This is a genomic window from Corynebacterium pseudotuberculosis (assembly GCF_002155265.1).
In the GTDB taxonomy this organism is placed as follows: Bacteria; Actinomycetota; Actinomycetes; order Mycobacteriales; family Mycobacteriaceae; genus Corynebacterium; species Corynebacterium pseudotuberculosis.
The window spans coordinates 130,942-146,841 of the sequence record NZ_CP021251.1; the positions used below are offsets into that span (position 1 = coordinate 130,942).

14 protein-coding genes, 2 tRNA genes and 1 other RNA gene are annotated in these 15,900 nt (G+C 55.1%); 11 read left to right on the forward strand and 6 right to left on the reverse strand.

Going from position 1 to position 15,900, the window contains the following annotated elements:
* Nucleotides 1-117: 117 nt before the first annotated feature.
* Nucleotides 118-1,512 (reverse strand): MocR-like pyridoxine biosynthesis transcription factor PdxR, encoded by a 1,395-nt coding sequence (pdxR, locus tag CpATCC19410_RS00675; protein ID WP_014522086.1) that lies wholly within the window; start codon nt 1,510-1,512, stop codon nt 118-120.
* An 89-nt stretch (nt 1,513-1,601) separates the two neighbouring features.
* Here pdxR and pdxS point away from each other — a divergent pair, with 89 nt between their 5' ends.
* Together pdxS and pdxT are read left to right on the forward strand one after the other, a co-directional pair.
* Nucleotides 1,602-2,498 (forward strand): pyridoxal 5'-phosphate synthase lyase subunit PdxS, encoded by an 897-nt coding sequence (pdxS, locus tag CpATCC19410_RS00680; protein WP_014400916.1) that lies wholly within the window; start codon nt 1,602-1,604, stop codon nt 2,496-2,498.
* Complete coding sequence (pdxT, locus tag CpATCC19410_RS00685) at nt 2,492-3,058, forward strand: pyridoxal 5'-phosphate synthase glutaminase subunit PdxT (RefSeq protein ID WP_013240993.1); 567 nt, start codon at nt 2,492-2,494, stop codon at nt 3,056-3,058. Before pdxS ends, pdxT begins: the two co-directional genes overlap by 7 nt.
* Before the next feature lie 26 nt (nt 3,059-3,084).
* On the opposite strand, the gene CpATCC19410_RS00690 is transcribed toward pdxT, so the two are convergent.
* Nucleotides 3,085-4,098 (reverse strand): prephenate dehydrogenase, encoded by a 1,014-nt coding sequence (locus tag CpATCC19410_RS00690; RefSeq protein WP_014300393.1) that lies wholly within the window; start codon nt 4,096-4,098, stop codon nt 3,085-3,087.
* A 37-nt stretch (nt 4,099-4,135) separates the two neighbouring features.
* Between CpATCC19410_RS00690 and CpATCC19410_RS00695 the strand changes: the two genes are divergently transcribed.
* The 7 genes from CpATCC19410_RS00695 to CpATCC19410_RS00725 all read left to right on the forward strand — a co-directional run bounded on the left by CpATCC19410_RS00695 (nt 4,136) and on the right by CpATCC19410_RS00725 (nt 11,682).
* Nucleotides 4,136-4,588, forward strand: a complete 453-nt coding sequence (locus CpATCC19410_RS00695) for a tRNA adenosine deaminase-associated protein (RefSeq protein ID WP_014300394.1) — start codon at nt 4,136-4,138, stop codon at nt 4,586-4,588.
* A gap of 17 nt (nt 4,589-4,605) precedes the next feature.
* Complete coding sequence (locus CpATCC19410_RS00700; RefSeq protein ID WP_014366329.1) at nt 4,606-5,061, forward strand: nucleoside deaminase; 456 nt, start codon at nt 4,606-4,608, stop codon at nt 5,059-5,061.
* 28 nt (nt 5,062-5,089) lie between these two features.
* Nucleotides 5,090-5,180, forward strand: a tRNA-Ser gene (locus CpATCC19410_RS00705).
* A gap of 351 nt (nt 5,181-5,531) precedes the next feature.
* Nucleotides 5,532-7,919, forward strand: coding sequence for an MMPL family transporter (locus CpATCC19410_RS00710; RefSeq protein ID WP_013240996.1), 2,388 nt, complete (start codon nt 5,532-5,534; stop codon nt 7,917-7,919).
* A gap of 48 nt (nt 7,920-7,967) precedes the next feature.
* Nucleotides 7,968-9,209 (forward strand): tRNA guanosine(34) transglycosylase Tgt, encoded by a 1,242-nt coding sequence (gene tgt, locus CpATCC19410_RS00715; protein WP_013240997.1) that lies wholly within the window; start codon nt 7,968-7,970, stop codon nt 9,207-9,209.
* A complete protein-coding gene (gene gluQRS, locus CpATCC19410_RS00720) occupies nt 9,196-10,062 on the forward strand; it encodes a tRNA glutamyl-Q(34) synthetase GluQRS (RefSeq protein ID WP_013240998.1) in 867 nt (288 codons plus the stop codon). Before tgt ends, gluQRS begins: the two co-directional genes overlap by 14 nt.
* Before the next feature lie 231 nt (nt 10,063-10,293).
* Nucleotides 10,294-11,682 carry a GntP family permease gene (locus CpATCC19410_RS00725; RefSeq protein WP_013240999.1) on the forward strand — a complete coding sequence of 463 codons (1,389 nt, stop codon included), beginning with the start codon at nt 10,294-10,296 and terminating at the stop codon, nt 11,680-11,682.
* Here CpATCC19410_RS00725 and CpATCC19410_RS00730 read toward each other — a convergent pair.
* The 4 genes from CpATCC19410_RS00730 to CpATCC19410_RS00745 form a co-directional block, all read right to left on the reverse strand.
* The gene (locus tag CpATCC19410_RS00730; protein ID WP_013241000.1) at nt 11,666-12,157 is read right to left on the reverse strand and encodes a gluconokinase; all 492 of its coding nucleotides are present in this window, start codon (nt 12,155-12,157) and stop codon (nt 11,666-11,668) included. The genes CpATCC19410_RS00725 and CpATCC19410_RS00730 overlap by 17 nt on opposite strands.
* Nucleotides 12,154-13,128 carry a zinc-binding dehydrogenase gene (locus CpATCC19410_RS00735; protein ID WP_014400920.1) on the reverse strand — a complete coding sequence of 325 codons (975 nt, stop codon included), beginning with the start codon at nt 13,126-13,128 and terminating at the stop codon, nt 12,154-12,156. Before CpATCC19410_RS00735 ends, CpATCC19410_RS00730 begins: the two co-directional genes overlap by 4 nt.
* A 17-nt stretch (nt 13,129-13,145) precedes the next feature.
* On the reverse strand, nt 13,146-13,895 hold the full coding sequence (locus CpATCC19410_RS00740) for an SDR family oxidoreductase (protein ID WP_013241002.1): 750 nt from the start codon (nt 13,893-13,895) through the stop codon (nt 13,146-13,148).
* Between the two features lie 102 nt (nt 13,896-13,997).
* Nucleotides 13,998-14,086, reverse strand: a tRNA-Ser gene (locus CpATCC19410_RS00745).
* 152 nt (nt 14,087-14,238) lie between these two features.
* On the opposite strand from CpATCC19410_RS00745, the gene ffs reads away from it, so the two are divergent.
* An RNA gene (ffs, locus tag CpATCC19410_RS00750) (signal recognition particle sRNA small type) lies at nt 14,239-14,335 on the forward strand.
* 252 nt (nt 14,336-14,587) lie between these two features.
* Entirely contained in the window at nt 14,588-15,865 is a 1,278-nt protein-coding gene (locus CpATCC19410_RS00755) for an aspartate aminotransferase type Ic (protein ID WP_013241003.1), read from the forward strand.
* Nucleotides 15,866-15,900 lie beyond the last annotated feature (35 nt).

Consider the following 15,900-nt stretch of genomic DNA (forward strand, 5'->3'; position numbering starts at 1 on the left):
GATTTGCAAAAATTTTTAGATCAAGGTTTTCTGTGTGCGGTTTTTCCAGGAGAAACTCTTTGATCCGTGGTACGGGGAAAGGGGGTAATGTCGGAAAATTCGTTCACGCCTCCGCGCCTATTGGACAATCTCTGCCAGGATGTCCAGAGCTTCTCTCAGGGTATTATCATCATGACAGCCGAAGCCGAAGACAATGCCATTGTCATGATTGGCACCGGGGGTAATGTTTCCGTCGGTTCCTCCCCAATAGTTGGAGAGCCCAACAACGTGAATGCCTCGATTAGCGCAATCCGTTATGATTTCCGCCTCGGGGCGCTGACATGAGAGAACCGCATGGAGGCCGCCGTCAATGGGGTGTAACTCTGAGGAACTGAGATGACCGAGCTGCGTGGATACCATTTCGCGCCGACGGCGGTAGATGCGCCTGAGCCGTTGGGTGCGGCGTCGTAAGGCTCCCGTGGCCAGGTAGCGAGCAATCGCATCCTGTGTAATCATGCTCACCGGTTGGCCTAGTGCGGTGCGTAAATTGCGCAAGACACTGATCATATGGGGTGGCGCAACAATATACCCGGTAGCCACTTGCGGAGCGATCACGGAGGAGAACGTGCCCAAAAGGACGGCATGCTCGGGATTGATGGCTGTTAAAGCGGGAAGTGGCATGCCAACGTAGCGCAGCTCGGAATCAAAGTCGTCTTCGATGATAAGGGAGTCTGTGTCACTGGCCCACGCTGAGAGTGCTGTGCGTCGTGTCGCCGAGAGCGAGCCGCCATGAGGGTATTGGTGGCTTGGGGTGACCAGCACGGCATCAAGGCCCTTGTGGAGGGAATCCGGGTTGAGCCCTTGCTTGTCTGTGGTCACATTGCTTGTGCGATGCCCCAAGGCGTGCGGTATACGCCGAAGGCTGGGATATCCCGGAGATTCCACCCCGATAGTCAGGCGACGCTGAGATGCTGTGAGGAGGAGGCTGAGCCCCTCGCGGGCACCGGCCGTGACGACTATATGCTCAGGGTCTGCGATCAGGCCGCGCATACGGCGCAGGTGTTCTGAGATCTCTGCGCGGAGTCGCGGGAGCCCGAGGGGGTCAGATGTCGCCGGTGGGGTTGAGCATGCGGCTCGCCAGGACGCACGCCATGAGGAATCGGCGAGCGTGGCCGTGTCTGGGATGCCCGGTTCCAGGTTAAGTAAGGGGGGAGGTGAAGGTGGGCGGAGGGTGTGGCCGATTGGGGGTGGCGGGGGTTGGGGGGCCGCTAGGTGAGGATTGATCATGGTTCCTGATCCATGCGCTGCAAGGAGATATCCCTCGGCGGAGAGTTGTTCATAGGCTGCCAGGACTGTTCCTCGGGAGACCCCCAACTGGGCGGCGAGTGAGCGTGAACTGGGGATATGATCGCCGGGCGCGATGATTTTTTGAGACACCAAAGACCGGATATGGGAGGTGATCTGAACCGGGAGCGGTTGCGATGATGAAGAGTCCACGGCGATGGGAAGGTGGGTGACTAGTTCTGATCGCATGCGCTTATCTTCTTTTGAAAAGTGGTACATTGCAACATGCATTATTTGGATCTGGCAGTAGGCCACTTTTGTGGGCTTGGATGGAACACATGACTGAAACACAAACTTCTACGGCCACTCACCGAGTCAAACGCGGTCTCGCAGATATGCTCAAGGGCGGTGTAATCATGGACGTGGTTACTCCCGAGCAAGCTCGAATCGCAGAGGATGCTGGAGCTTCCGCGGTGATGGCGCTTGAACGCGTACCAGCTGATATCCGCTCACAAGGCGGAGTAGCCCGAATGAGCGATCCCGATTTGATTGAGGGGATCGTCAACGCCGTATCCATTCCTGTTATGGCGAAAGCTCGCATCGGGCATTTTGTAGAGGCTCAGATTCTTGAGTCCTTAGGGGTGGACTTCATTGATGAATCCGAGGTTCTCAGCCCCGCGGATTACACCAACCACATTGATAAATGGAACTTCAAAGTACCGTTTGTTTGTGGCGCTACCAATCTTGGGGAGGCACTGCGCCGAGTTACTGAGGGGGCTGCGATGATTCGCTCTAAAGGAGAGGCCGGTACCGGCGATGTCTCCGAGGCAGTCAAGCACTTGCGGACCATTCGTGGCGACATCAACCGCTTGCGCAGCATGGACGCCGATGAGCTCTACGTGGCCGCTAAAGAACTTCAGGCGCCTTATGAACTAGTAAAAGAAGTCGCAGAAACAGGCAAGCTGCCCGTTGTGATGTTCGTAGCCGGTGGCGTGGCAACGCCTGCCGACGCCGCCCTGGTCATGCAAATGGGTGCCGAAGGCGTGTTTGTAGGCTCCGGGATCTTCAAATCCGGCAACCCCGCCGCTCGTGCTGCCGCCATTGTTAAAGCAACCACGCTTTATGACGATCCCGCAGCGCTCGCAGAAGTCTCACGCGGACTGGGCGAAGCCATGGTGGGCATCAACGTAGCAGATGTTCCTGCTCCTCACAGGCTTGCAGAACGAGGATGGTAATTGGAGTTCTTGCCCTTCAAGGCGGGTTTGCCGAGCATATCGCGGTTTTATCTCGTTGTGGAGCAAAAACGCGTCGCGTGCGCGTTGCCCAAGACCTTGAGGGGCTTAAAGGGCTAGTGATTCCCGGTGGCGAGTCCTCGGTGATCGATAAACTAGCCCGTGCCTTGGGCCTGGCAGAGCCACTTGCCCAATCTATTGGGGCGGGGCTGCCAGTTTTTGCTACCTGCGCGGGGCTGATTTACCTGGGGCAGGTAGAAAATCCCGCTCCAGGTCAGCGCAGTCTTGGATGCTTGGACGCAGTTGTGCGGAGAAATGCTTTTGGCAGGCAGACCGACTCCTTTGATACCCGAATACGCGTATTTGATCGGATAGAGGCCGATGTGTCCTTTATCCGGGCGCCGGAGATCATCTCGTGGGGTTCAGACGTTGAGGTGACCGCGCGTGTGGGAGGTCGAGTGGTGGGAGTGAAGCAGGGATTGATACATGCATATGCTTTCCATCCGGAGTCGGCGGGCGAAACTCGGTTGCATGAGGAATGGTTGCGCGAGATAGGACGCTGACGGGACTGGCGCTTAAAATACAGTGCTTAAAATACCTCGATTCTCGCGCCTAGCCCCTCGGCCTGAATCAGCTGGCTGACCCAATCGCGCACACCTGGTTGCAGCCGGAATACGGGTCGGTGAGAGATCGAAATTGGCCCGACATGTTCGGGTGCATTTGCGCCCGAACGGGCTTCAAAGCGGATACGAGAGCGGTATCCTACGTCTACGAGCTCCTCGATGCTGGGACGCTTTTCTGCGAGATGCGCGCGGGCGTCGTTAAGCAATACCAGGGCCTCATCGAGTGCGGTTAATAGCGCTTCCGCGTTGGTCTCACACATGGCTCTCACCAGGGAAGGCGCGGAGCCAGCCACCCGCGTGGAATCACGGAAGCTCCCCGCTGCCAGGGACAACGCGAGGGCGCCCCCATTATCCCCAACAATTGCCAGGGTTTCCGCAAAGACATGAGGAAGATGCGAGATGCGCGCGACTGCCGCATCGTGGCTGCTTACCCGTGACGGAATAACTTCAGCTCCTACGCTAGAAGCCATATTGACCACGTCGGTCCACAATTGAATCCACTCGGGACCCGCACCGTCGCATGCGTGATCAAAGGTGACAACCCACGGTGCGCGGCGGAAAAGCTCAGGGTAGGACGCCTCCCAACCGCTGTTAGCGGTCCCTGCCATAGGGTGACCACCCACGTATTTATGGGTAAGACCGCGCGCGCATACCAGCTCGTAGACTTCCCCTTTAACGCTCACAACATCCGTGAATCCACAGCTAGGAGCATGCTTTTGTATGGCCTCTAAGAGTGAGTCAATTGCTGGCATGGGGGTGGCAAGGACGATCAACGCGTTTTCAAGTTCCGCACGCTGGAGAGTCTCTATGAGGTCGGAGTGAACGTCATAGCCCTCTTTCTCTGCGGCACGGGCGGCGGAGGGGGATCGGTTGAACCCGAAGGCCGGCAGGCCAGTCTCTTTAAGGGCGCGAAGTAAAGAGCCTCCGATGAGTCCGAGGCCTAGGATACAGACGGGGCGAGAAACTTCATTGATGGTCACCTGACAAGTGTGGCATACCCGACTACGGTTATGCGGTATGAAGTCAGATTTCGCTGTGACGGTTGCGCGCGTAGACGCCGCCTGGCAGGTCCGCGTCTTTAAGGACGATTTTTCCTCCCTGCAGACCTCCATTAACGCTGTGCGTTCTTTACGTGCTGAGGGCGCTGCGTTTGCCATGCTCAGCGTGGACGATGATTATTTTGTGCTGGTGCGCCCGACCCCTCAGAGCGTGCGTTTGTTGATCTCGGATGCCACCGCTGCTGTGGAAGATGATTTTGCTTCAGAGATTCTGGATGAGCTGGATGCGGACCTTCCGGATGCAGACGACGCCCCCTATGCTGAGGGTGATTTTGATATTCTTGCGGACCTGGGCGTGGGCGAACAGATTATGTCTGTGATCACAGACGAGACGGATTGGTGGGCTTCGGAGCAACTCCAGCGGATCGCAGAGGAACTGGGTTGCGACGAGGAACTCGACGACGCGCTGTGAGCTTGCCAGCGCACCGCATGCTTATCGACGCCCAATCTCTTATGCGCCAGGCCATCATTCAGGCGCAGGCCACACCTCCGGGGGATATTCCTGTTGGTGCCGTGATCTTTGGCCCTGATGGTGAGGTGCTGGGGCGGGGCGTGAATCGTCGGGAAGCGGACAGGGACCCGCTGGGGCATGCTGAAATCATGGCGATTCGCGAGGCAGTCGCCAACCATGATGACGGTTGGCGACTCACCGATTGCACCCTGGCCGTCACGTTGGAACCATGCACGATGTGCGCGGGTGCATTGGTGGGGGCGCGCATTGGCCGAATTTTCTTTGGAGCTTATGAGCCCAAAACCGGTGCTTGCGGCTCAGCCTTTGACGTGGTGCGAGATCCTGCTGTGTTACATGTGCCGGAGGTTCGTGGTGGAATTCTCCAGGATGAGTGCGCCGCACTGGTGACCCATTTTTTTGAGGGTTTGCGTTAAACCTAAACGGTTGGCTACTGTAAATCGCGGTAGCGTGTCCGAGCGGCCGAAGGTGCTCGCCTCGAAAGCGAGTGTTGGGTAACCCCCAACCGCGGGTTCAAATCCCGCCGCTACCGCCAGTCCCATCAGAGATGGGTGATAAGGTCGGTATCTCTTGGATACCGACCTTTTGTCATATTGATGGGGCCTTTTATCCCGAAAAACAGCCTGTTTTTGAGCTACAGCCCTTGGCAGCCTGCATTTCCATAGACAAAGAGGCCAAATCCCGCCGCATAGGGCCTCTTTGTCTATGGAAATGCAGGATCAGCACCGGGTCTTCACAAGTTTTGCCGTTTCTGCGAACGTTGGGATTAAAGACCACACATAGCGCACATATGGGTCCGTTGGAATCTTGACCGGTAGAGTTGAGTGATAAAGAAGCTTTCACGGGGGTCGATTCGTGTGGGCGTGTGCTGGTTAGGAGTTCGTCGGTGGCAAAACTGCTCTATCGAATTGGCAAGTGGTCGTTTCGAGCTAAATGGTTGGTCATATCAATCTGGCTCGTAGTGCTTGCTGCTGTGGGTGGTTCAGCTGTGGCGTTTCAAGCAGGATTTAATGATTTATTTACAATCAATAACACGCCGGCGAAAAAGGCCACGGAGCTTTACCTCAAGAATTTTCCTGAGTTAAAAAATCCCCTACAGGGAACCGGGGTCAATATTGTTTTCAAGGCTCCTGATGGTGAGCGCCTTGAAGAACCCCAAAATAAGAAAGCTGTTGATGATGTCTTAGCGTATCTCAATGAGCATCTCCAGGGGATCGTGGATACGCAACGGTACGGTAATCCCGTCACCTTGAATCCCTTGCTGCAGCAGGGCGTAATCGACCAAATGGTGGCTAATGGAGTCCCCGAGGAGACCGCTCGCAAAGATGCAGATAACTTAAGCTTGATTTCCGCAGATGGTGCTGTGGGGTACACGACCTTCTCACTGGATGTTCCACTGCCGGCAAATGTGACCAAGGAACAGCGTGCCGCGATCAATGCGGCGCTCGATGTGGGGCGTTCGGAAGGCCTCACAGTGGAAGCCGGAGGGGCGGGGTTTGGCGATCCGATCGTGATTACTTCCACTTCGGAGGTTATCGGTGTGGCTGTAGCCGCCATCATCCTGATGGTCACTTTCGGCGCGCTTGTCGCTGCTGGTTTGCCGCTTCTCACAGCCATCATTGGTGTTGGTATTGGATCTTTGTCCATCATGTTGGCCACTGCGTGGGTGTCTCTTAATAACGTGACACCTGTCTTGGCCGTGATGATTGGCCTGGCCGTGGGAATTGATTACTCCCTATTTATTATCTTCCGATATCGGCATGAATTACTTACTCGCACTCGTGAGGAAGCCGCGGGGATGGCTGTAGGAACAGCCGGTTCAGCCGTGGTTTTTGCCGGCCTCACGGTAATCATTGCTTTGGTGGCTTTGGCCGTGGCTAATATCCCTTTCCTTGCCTATATGGGATTTGCGGCAGCGTTTACTGTATTTATTTCTGTCCTCATTGCCCTCACCCTCGTACCGGCTCTATTAGGGCTACTGGGCGATAAGGTGTTTAAGGGAAAAATCCGTTGGCGCAAAAAAACACGTGTTGCTCCGAAGCGGACTATGGGCCGACGCTGGGCGGAATTTGTGCACAAAGTGCCTGGTGTGGTGATTGCCGTGACTGTGATCGGTCTAGGAGCTTTAACGCTCCCAGCCCTACAGCTGCATTTGTCTTTGCCTTCAGATACTCAGTCTGAGCTTGATACCACACAGCGTAAGCAGGCCGATATTATGGCTGAGGCTTTTGGCCCGGGCATCAACTCGCCGTTCCTTGTTGTGGTTGATGCGCACCATGCAAATCCAGAGTCGGTGGCACTGGATCCTTTGATCCGTGCGCAGAATCCTACGGATGAGGAGTCGCGTGGTAAAGCAGCGGCAAATGCTAGTTATCAGTACATAGTGCAGAAGTATTCCGTTAACGCGAATGTGAAGCATGTTCAGATTGTGGGATTATCACAGGATGGCTTGGCGGCTCAGTTACTCCTTACGCCTAAGACTTCACCAGAGGATGATGCGACTAAAGAGCTCATAAACTCGCTGCTCACTCAGCAGCGCGAGGTGGAGTCTGCAACGGGAGTGGAGTCGGGTATCACGGGGCTAGTGCCTGTTCAACAGGACGTGACCAACAGGCTTTCCGGTGTCATGCCGCTGTATCTAGCCATCGTGGTGGGGTTGGCGATCATCCTCCTGATGGTGATTTTCCGTAGTTTCTGGGTGCCCATAGTCGCGGGTCTGGGATTCTTGTTGTCCGTGGGCGCGGCATTTGGCGTGACAGTCTTGTTCTGGCAACAGGGCTTGTGGGGATTCGTCTCTACTCCGGGACCGATTATCGCGTTTATGCCAATCTTCCTCATTGGCGTGTGCTTTGGTCTGGCTATGGACTACCAGGTATTTCTTGTCTCGGCGATGCGTGAGCATTACACGCACAGCGGCGGAACAGCGAGCCCGGGGAGCCGATACAACGCGATGGAAGAATCTGTTGTGGAGGGTTTTGCTTCCAGCGCTCGAGTAGTTACGGCTGCGGCGCTGATTATGATTGCTGTCTTTGTTGCTTTTATTGGGCAGCCCTTGCCGTTTATTAAAATTTTCGGGTTCGCGTTGGGCGCGGGAGTGCTTTTCGACGCCTTCCTCATCCGCATGGCCTTTGTTCCCGCGGCTATGTTCCTTATGGGGCGTAGCACATGGCATATCCCTCGATGGTTGGACAAGGTATTGCCACACCTTGACGTTGAGGGTGCTGCTTTGGAACGGGAACATTCTGTGCAACAGGGAACCCGCAAGGACGCATAGAAGGTGCGAGTCTTAGTTTGACTGGTGGATTAGCTAAACTAGCAGGCTATGGACACAACCTTTGAGCTGAAAACTGAACTGTATGATGAGCCGGGTCGGCATGGCCGCACTGGTGTTATCCATACACCGCATGGCGATATCGCTACGCCCGCCTTCATCCCAGTGGCTACGAAGGCAACGGTTAAAACACTGACACCGCCGCAGATTCGTTCGACCGGTGCTCAGGCCATCCTGTCCAACGCTTATCATCTTTATCTGCAGCCAGGTCACGACGTAGTGGATGAGGCCGGCGGCGTTGCTGCCTTTGAAAACTGGAATGGCCCTACCTATACCGATTCGGGTGGATTCCAAGTGATGAGCCTAGGGGTCGGTTTTAAAAAGGTCTTGGCCATGGACGTTAAAGGCTATGAAGAAGCCGACATCCGGGCGAAGAAGCGCGAGCGCATGGCCAAAGTAGATGAGGACGGCGTGGACTTTCGCAGTGTGCTCAACGGGTCTCGCCATCGCTTTACTCCTGAGGTTTCCATGCAGATACAGCATGGGCTTGGTGCGGACATTATGTTCGCCTTTGATGAGCTCACGACCTTGATAGATACGCGTGACTATCAGGTGAATTCGGTTGCGCGTACGCATCGATGGGCAGAGCGCTGCCTTATTGAACATGACCGCCTGACCAACGAGCGGGTGGGCAAGCCGCTGCAGTCGCTGTGGGGCGTAGTCCAAGGAGCTCAGTATGAGGATTTGCGCAGAAAGGCTATCCGCGGTCTGCTTGAGCTGAATGATCAAGCGGAAGCTGCAGGACGCCGCGGGTTTGGCGGATTTGGTATCGGCGGCGCATTAGAAAAAGAAAATCTGGGCACTATCGTCGGCTGGGTCTGCGACGAGATTCCTAAGGAGAAGCCGCGTCACCTTCTTGGTATCAGTGAACCAGACGATCTATTTACAGCTATTGAGGCTGGGGCTGACACCTTTGATTGCGTGGCCCCCACGCGCTTGGGACGCCGTGGTGGCGTGTACACCCTGGATGGGCGTATGAATTTGACCAACGCTAAGTTCAAGCGAGACTTCACTCCTATCGATGCGGAGTTCGGTGGTCCTACCGTGGAATACACTCGCGCGTATATTAATCATCTGTTAAAGGCAAAGGAATTCCTCGCTGGAACGTTGTGCACAATGCACAATGTGGCCTTTATGGTGCAGCTTGTGGATAATATCCGCGCATCCATTGATAACGGCACATACGAGGAATACAAAGCGGAGTTTATGGGTCGTTACTATGCCCGCAGGTAGGTATGCTCCGAGCCCTAGTGGTGACCTACACTTTGGAAATTTGCGCACCGCTGTGTTGGCGTGGCTTTTTGCGCGGTCATCAGGAAGGCGCTTCCTGATTCGTATCGAGGACGTGGATACACAGCGCTCTTCACTGGCATCTGCCCAGCGGCAGCTTGAGGATCTTGCTTCTCTTGGACTCGATTGGGATGAAGAACCTACCTACCAGCACGATCATTATGATCGTTATCTTGCGGCTCTGGGGTGCCTTCCTCACTATGAGTGTTATTGCTCGCGCAAGGATATTCAGGAGGCATCTCGTGCACCGCATAGCATCCCGGGCCAGTACCCCGGTACTTGCCGAAACCTCTCGCCTGAGGTTCGAGAGGAGCGTCGTCAAGAGCTCGCTGCGCAGGGGCGGGTTCCTGCTTTGCGCTTGCGTGCTAACGCTGCCTCCTGGCGTATTCATGATTATTATGGCGGCAATATCGTAGGCGATGTTGATGACATGATCTTGCGACGCGGTGGGCAGCAACCAGATTGGGCTTATAACCTTGCGGTAGTTGTCGATGACGCTGCTCAGGGTGTTGACCAGGTAGTACGCGGTGACGATCTTCTTTCTTCCGCACCGCGCCAGGCCTATTTAGCCCATCTGCTTGGGCACTCAAGTCCGCAATATATTCATGTTCCTCTTGTTCTTAATGCTCAAGGGAAGCGCCTGGCCAAAAGGGATGGCGCGGTGACATTTCGCGAGATGACTGACATACTGCCGCACGTCGCCGATTCTTTGGGACTTAAGGGGCAGACGCTGCCGGAGCTTCTGGAGCAATTTGATCCCGATGCCTTACCGCGCGAGCCCTACGTTTTTAGATGAGTTTTAAGAAACACCCCCATTTTGTTGCGTAATCCGACTTCAAGCCTGCATTTCCATAGACAAAACGCCTCTTTGCGTGCGATGTGAGGGCCTATGTCTATGGAAATGCAGGCTTGAGGGGCAGGGGTAGCTGAGAAACGGAAGTCTGTACTCGCGGACCCCTTTTGTTGGAAATAATGCAGAGGGCATACATTTAGGTGGTCTTTTTACCTTCCCTCAAGGAGAAAACCAATGGAAAATTGGGTTCCCACATTGAGCGCCGGCCCGCTGCTGGGGATTGCAGCAGCCGCGATTGCGCTCATTTTGATCCTGGTCATTGTGTTTAGGCTGCATGCGTTTCTCACACTGATCGTTGTATCTGCCCTTACTGCGCTTGCCTCGGGTATACCGCTGGACGGAATCGTGTCCACGATGACTAAAGGATTTGGAAGTACGCTGGCTTCTGTCGCGTTGCTCGTTGGTTTGGGCGCGATGCTGGGACGACTTGTTGAGACCTCGGGCGGGGCAAAAAGCCTGGCAGAGGCACTGGTTGCGCGTTGCGGTGAGCGGCGTGCCCCCTTTGCGCTGGGCGTCGCCTCGTTGGTGATGGGTTTCCCCATCTTCTTTGATGCTGGCTTGATTGTGATGCTTCCGGTCATTTTCGCAGTGGCGCGTCGCCTGAAAGGCCCGGTGCTGGCTTATGGTATTCCCGCGGCTGGTGCGTTCTCTGTTATGCACATTTATCTGCCACCGCACCCGGGGCCGATCTCCGCGGCTGAGTTCTATAGCGCAGACATTGGACTTGTGATGTTGCTCGGCCTGCTGATAGCTATTCCTACGTGGCTAGTTTCTGGTTTGTGGTGGGGTAAGAAAATGGGAGCCAAATACCCGCTACCTGTGCCGGATATCCTGGCTGGCGGCCCACAAGCGGCCGATCCTAAGAACCCGGCATCGCCAAAGTTAGTGGTGGCGCTGTTGCTCTTGCCCATGCTGTTGATTTTTGGAAATACCGGGATGAGCATGGCAGTTGCTGCAGGCTGGGTGGAGAAGACCTCGGTGGCAGTGCGTGTGCTGCAGTTCTTGGGCAATACACCGATTGCATTGCTGATTTCCACTCTGATTGCGCTGTACTTCTTGGGGCTTCGACGCGGCGAGCCTAAGGAACAGCTTGAGAAGCTTCTCGACGGCGCCCTCGGCCCCATTTGCTCCGTAGTTCTGATTACTGGCGCAGGCGGAATGTTCGGTGGGGTGTTGCGCACATCCGGGATCGGCAGCGCATTGGCGGATTCGATGTCTGACCTAGGGCTTCCGGTGATCGTAGGATGCTGGTTGGTGGCCGCTATTCTGCGTTTGGCGCAGGGCTCGGCAACCGTCGCGCTGACCACTGCGGCAGCCCTGATGGCTCCTGCGGTGGCGGCCGGCGGATTTAATGAGTTTCAGATTGCGCTGATGGTGTTAGCCTCTGCGGCAGGATCAGTATTTGCTGGTCACGTTAATGACTCAGGCTTCTGGCTAGTGGGACGCCTCATGGGGATGGACGTCTCTACAACCTTACGTACGTGGACAATGAACCAGGCGCTGGTGGGCGCCGTTGGCTTTGTTATTGTCTTGGGTTTCTACGGAGTTAGCCTCGCGTTTTAATCCATTCACTTGCACTAGCAGCAATCTGATTCGGGGAGTCGGTCACGTCAAAGACGCGGCCGACTTCGTCGTTTTCTAGCGGCTCAAGGGTGGCAAACTGGGAATCCAAGAGGGAAGAGGGCATGAAGTGCCCTTTTCGACGGTTCATACGGGCAAGCAATACCTCGCGTGATCCATGTACATGTACAAAAACAGCATCGGGGCAGTGGGCGCGAAGCAAGTCGCGATAACTGCGCTTGAGCGCGCTACACCCGATGACGCCGCCCTCAGGCTGGTGAGCGAGCCATTCCCCGACTCGTGCTAGCCAGGGCCAGCGGTCGGCGTCGTTAAGCGGACAGCCCTGTGCCATCTTGTTGATATTTTCTTGCGGGTGGAGATCATCACCATCAAAGTAAGGAATCTCCAGTTTATAGGCCAGCATAGTGCCCACCGTTGTCTTGCCGGAGCCGGAAACACCCATCACTATGATCCTCATGGAATCTTCACCACAACCTTTCCAGAAACCTGGGAGTCGGCGGCGATATTAAACGCCGTGACCACATCGGAGAGCGGGAACTCGTGAGTGATTACGCTGTCAAACATAGGGTCTTTCAGCATCTCGATTGCCTGGTTGACCTCATCAAGAAAACGGAAGGTGCCTCGCAGAAGCACTTCTTTAGAAACCAACGGGGCCATATTTATGCCAACCGGTTGATTAGGCAGCATGCCTACCTGGACTACAGTTCCTCGGCGTCGCACCACTCGGAGTGCATCGGTAGTGGCTGCTGGGACACCGGCGCATTCTAAAACTACGTCAAAAGACTCATCGTGTAGCTGAGTGCGCGTGGTATTCACGCAAGTCAAAGACTCGTGTGCACGCTCTAGGGGGCCATCCACCACATCTGAAATCGTGACCGTTGCGGCGCCCTTGTTCACCGCTGCTAGGGCAGCTAGCTGACCAATCGGTCCGGCGCCGGAGACGAGAACATGTTTTCCTTCCACACTCCCTGCCACGGTGATGGCGTGGAGACCCACACTGAGCGGCTCGGCGAGCGACGCCCGCCTAAGTGGGACACCCTCAGGCAACCGACGGATCTGGTCTTCTCGCACCAGCAACTGCTCCTGCATTGCGCCCTGAGTATGAGGCCACGTAGAAGCGCTGCCCAAGTACGCTCCATGAGGCCACAAATGCGGGTGATCCTCTATGCCTTCCATGCACGTGCCAAAAGTCGCGGGGTGGATAGTGACCGGAGTCCCGTCTGACAGAGTTCCCGACATTTCATGGCCCGGAACCAGAGGCTGTCTAACCTCAAAGGCTCCCACCGCGCCATCCTGGTAATAGTGCAGATCAGAGCCGCAAATTCCAACATAGGAGACAGTGACTAGAACCTCGCCGGGAGAAGGAGTTGGGCAGGGGAGAGTTGTAACTTCCAACTGCTTAGCGCCGCTGATGAGAGCTGCGTGCATATGTTCTTTTGCCATTCCTAGACCACCGCTGTCATTCCGCCGTCTACGGCAAGGTTTTGTCCAGTAACAAAGGAGGATGCGTTACTGGCCAGGAAAAGCAAAGGGCCGACTAATTCTTGGGGGTCGCCCCAACGCCCTGCGGGAGTGCGTTTAGATACCCAGTCGGTGAACTCTGGATCAGCAACCAACGCCGCGTTCATGTCAGTATCAAAGTATCCAGGAGAGAGCGTATTTACCTGAATGTTGTGGGGAGAAAGCTCTGCGGCTAGTCCTTGTGCGAACATTGCCACACCACCCTTGGTGGCACAATAAGGTGCGATGGTGGCTCGACCCAGACGGGACTGGACAGAACCAATCATGATGATTTTGCCCCGGCCAGCGGACTTCATCGCTGCAGCGATTGGCTTTGTCACATGAAAGACTCCGGAAAGATTTACGCCGATGATGTCATCCCAATCAGAGTCCTCGAACTGCTCGATAGGATTTCGGCGCTGAATACCGGCGTTATTCACCAGAATATCCGGGGTTCCGTACTCTTGCAGCATCTCTGAGATCGCGACATTGGTGGCTTGAGAGTCTGTCAGTGGGCAACCGATTGCGCCATAGGCTCCTAGTTCCTCCGCCACCGTGGCGGCGCGCTGCTTGTCGGAGCCATGCACGATCACGTGTGCGCCCGCGCTGATGAGGCCCGCAGCGAGTGTGCGGCCGAGACCGCGCGTTGAACCTGTGACCAGCGCTAATTTTCCTGTGACATCGAATGTGGTCATTGACTGAGTATAAAACGGACTAGCTGCTTGAGGGGGCAAAGACAGCTCTTGGGGCTAGCCCTATCCAAAAACAAAACCCCAGTTCAATGAACTGGGGTTGTATGGCGGAGGATGTGGGATTTGAACCCACGAGGGTCGTGAAACCCGCACGCGTTCCAGGCGTGTGACATAGGCCGCTAGTCGAATCCTCCAGCGTATGCACGGTTAATCCGTGTTACTCCGGAAATGATACACAGTGGAGTAATGAAGTAACAAATCGCATGATAAAGCCGTATGTGTGCTTGCCAATCTTGTTGGGTAGGGGTTTCTTTGCGTGGTGGTCTACGTATGGGCTACGCTATGTGGCAGGACTTCGCATGGCGTTTATCCCGTGAACTCCCCCAGGGCAGGAATGCAGCAAGGGTCAGCGGGCTCTGGCGGGTGTGCGGAGTCCCCTTTTTTATGCTTTGATCTTTGACTCTGCCAAGTGCGCGTTCGAGCACAATCTATGCGCATCTATCAAATGCAGACTCGGATATATCCAGGCATATGCAGAAAGAGGGGGAGTGTGGGAGGTAAAAGTTCACGTCACAAAAGGATGCCCAAATGCGTGGGGATGTCTATTCTTTTAATCAGTGAGGGATAGCCCATTGGCGGCGCGTTCCCACACCCCAATATTGTGCGCCCATAGCCCACCGAGGAAAGGGAAATCCATGTCTTTGCTTGATTTCGATGCTGAACGCCTTGCGCAGTTCCACGAGGATATTAGCGCTAAGTACGAGGCCCTAAAGGCAGAGAATCTGAAGCTGGACCTAACTCGTGGAAAGCCTTCTTCGGAACAGCTGGACTTTTCCAATGCTTTGTTGTCGCTTCCGGGTGAGAATTTCCGCGCTAAAGACGGCACCGATTGCCGTAACTATGGTGGTGCAACGGGTATCGCGGATATTCGGGAACTATGGGCTGAGGTTTTGGGTCTTCCCGCTGAGAACCTGGTTGCAGGTGATGGATCCAGCCTGAATATCATGTTCGATCTGATTTCTTATGCCTATGCTTTTGGCACTAATGATTCGGAGCGCCCATGGAAGGACGAGGAGACTGTTAAGTGGCTGTGCCCCGTGCCAGGCTACGACCGTCACTTCACTATCACCGAGCACTTTGGTTTTGAGATGATTAGCGTGCCCATGACTGACCAAGGCCCAGACCTCGATGTGGTGCGTGAGTTGGTTCAAGACCCACAGGTTAAGGGCATGTGGACAGTGCCTGTTTTTGCCAACCCCACGGGAATTACTTTCAGTGAGGAGACCTGCCGGGCATTGGCGGAATTGGCCACTGCGGCACCTGATTTTCGGATTATCTGGGACAACGCTTACGCAGTGCACACGTTGACTGATGAGTTCCCGGTAGTGCATAACGTCCTAGATTTTGCTGAACGCGCTGGAAAACCAAATCGTTTCTGGTTTATGAGCTCCACGTCAAAGATCACTCATGCTGGTTCGGGTGTGTCTTTCCTTGCTTCCTCCAAGGAGAATCTGGATTGGTATGGTGCGCATGCGGATGTGCGGGGTATCGGCCCAAATAAAATTAATCAGCTGGCTCACGCACAATTCTTTGGAAATGCCGAGGGAGTGCGTGCTCATATGCGCAAACACGCGGGTTCACTTGCTCCAAAATTTAAGAGGGTGTTAGAGATCCTCGATTCGCGTTTGTCGGAATACCAGGTTGCGGAGTGGAGCAAGCCAGTAGGCGGTTATTTCATTTCTGTTGATGTGGTGGACGGGACCGCGTCTCGGGTGGTGGACCTGGCTAAACAAGCCGGTATTGCACTGACGGGCGCTGGATCTTCCTTCCCGTTGCATCAAGATCCACGGAATCGAAATATTCGTTTGGCCCCGTCACTTCCTCCAGTCGCTGAACTGGAGATAGCCATGGATGGCTTTGCTACCTGCGTTTTGCTTGCTGCCGTAGAGAAGGTCTTAGCAGAGCGCGTTTAGGGATGTATCCTCACATAGGGGTAGGTGTGTTCCTA

What these genes read in the sequence shown, in the direction of transcription:
- CpATCC19410_RS00700 (WP_014366329.1), top strand. Translation starts at nt 4,606, where the DNA reads ATGCTTATCGACGCCCAATCTCTTATGCGCCAGGCCATCATTCAGGCG.
- gluQRS (WP_013240998.1), top strand. Translation starts at nt 9,196, where the DNA reads ATGCCCGCAGGTAGGTATGCTCCGAGCCCTAGTGGTGACCTACACTTT.
- pdxS (WP_014400916.1), top strand. Translation starts at nt 1,602, where the DNA reads ATGACTGAAACACAAACTTCTACGGCCACTCACCGAGTCAAACGCGGT.
- CpATCC19410_RS00735 (WP_014400920.1), bottom strand. Translation starts at nt 13,128, where the DNA reads ATGCACGCAGCTCTCATCAGCGGCGCTAAGCAGTTGGAAGTTACAACT.
- CpATCC19410_RS00730 (WP_013241000.1), bottom strand. Translation starts at nt 12,157, where the DNA reads ATGAGGATCATAGTGATGGGTGTTTCCGGCTCCGGCAAGACAACGGTG.
- pdxR (WP_014522086.1), bottom strand. Translation starts at nt 1,512, where the DNA reads ATGCGATCAGAACTAGTCACCCACCTTCCCATCGCCGTGGACTCTTCA.
- CpATCC19410_RS00755 (WP_013241003.1), top strand. Translation starts at nt 14,588, where the DNA reads ATGTCTTTGCTTGATTTCGATGCTGAACGCCTTGCGCAGTTCCACGAG.
- pdxT (WP_013240993.1), top strand. Translation starts at nt 2,492, where the DNA reads ATGGTAATTGGAGTTCTTGCCCTTCAAGGCGGGTTTGCCGAGCATATC.
- tgt (WP_013240997.1), top strand. Translation starts at nt 7,968, where the DNA reads ATGGACACAACCTTTGAGCTGAAAACTGAACTGTATGATGAGCCGGGT.
- CpATCC19410_RS00695 (WP_014300394.1), top strand. Translation starts at nt 4,136, where the DNA reads ATGAAGTCAGATTTCGCTGTGACGGTTGCGCGCGTAGACGCCGCCTGG.
- CpATCC19410_RS00740 (WP_013241002.1), bottom strand. Translation starts at nt 13,895, where the DNA reads ATGACCACATTCGATGTCACAGGAAAATTAGCGCTGGTCACAGGTTCA.
- CpATCC19410_RS00725 (WP_013240999.1), top strand. Translation starts at nt 10,294, where the DNA reads ATGGAAAATTGGGTTCCCACATTGAGCGCCGGCCCGCTGCTGGGGATT.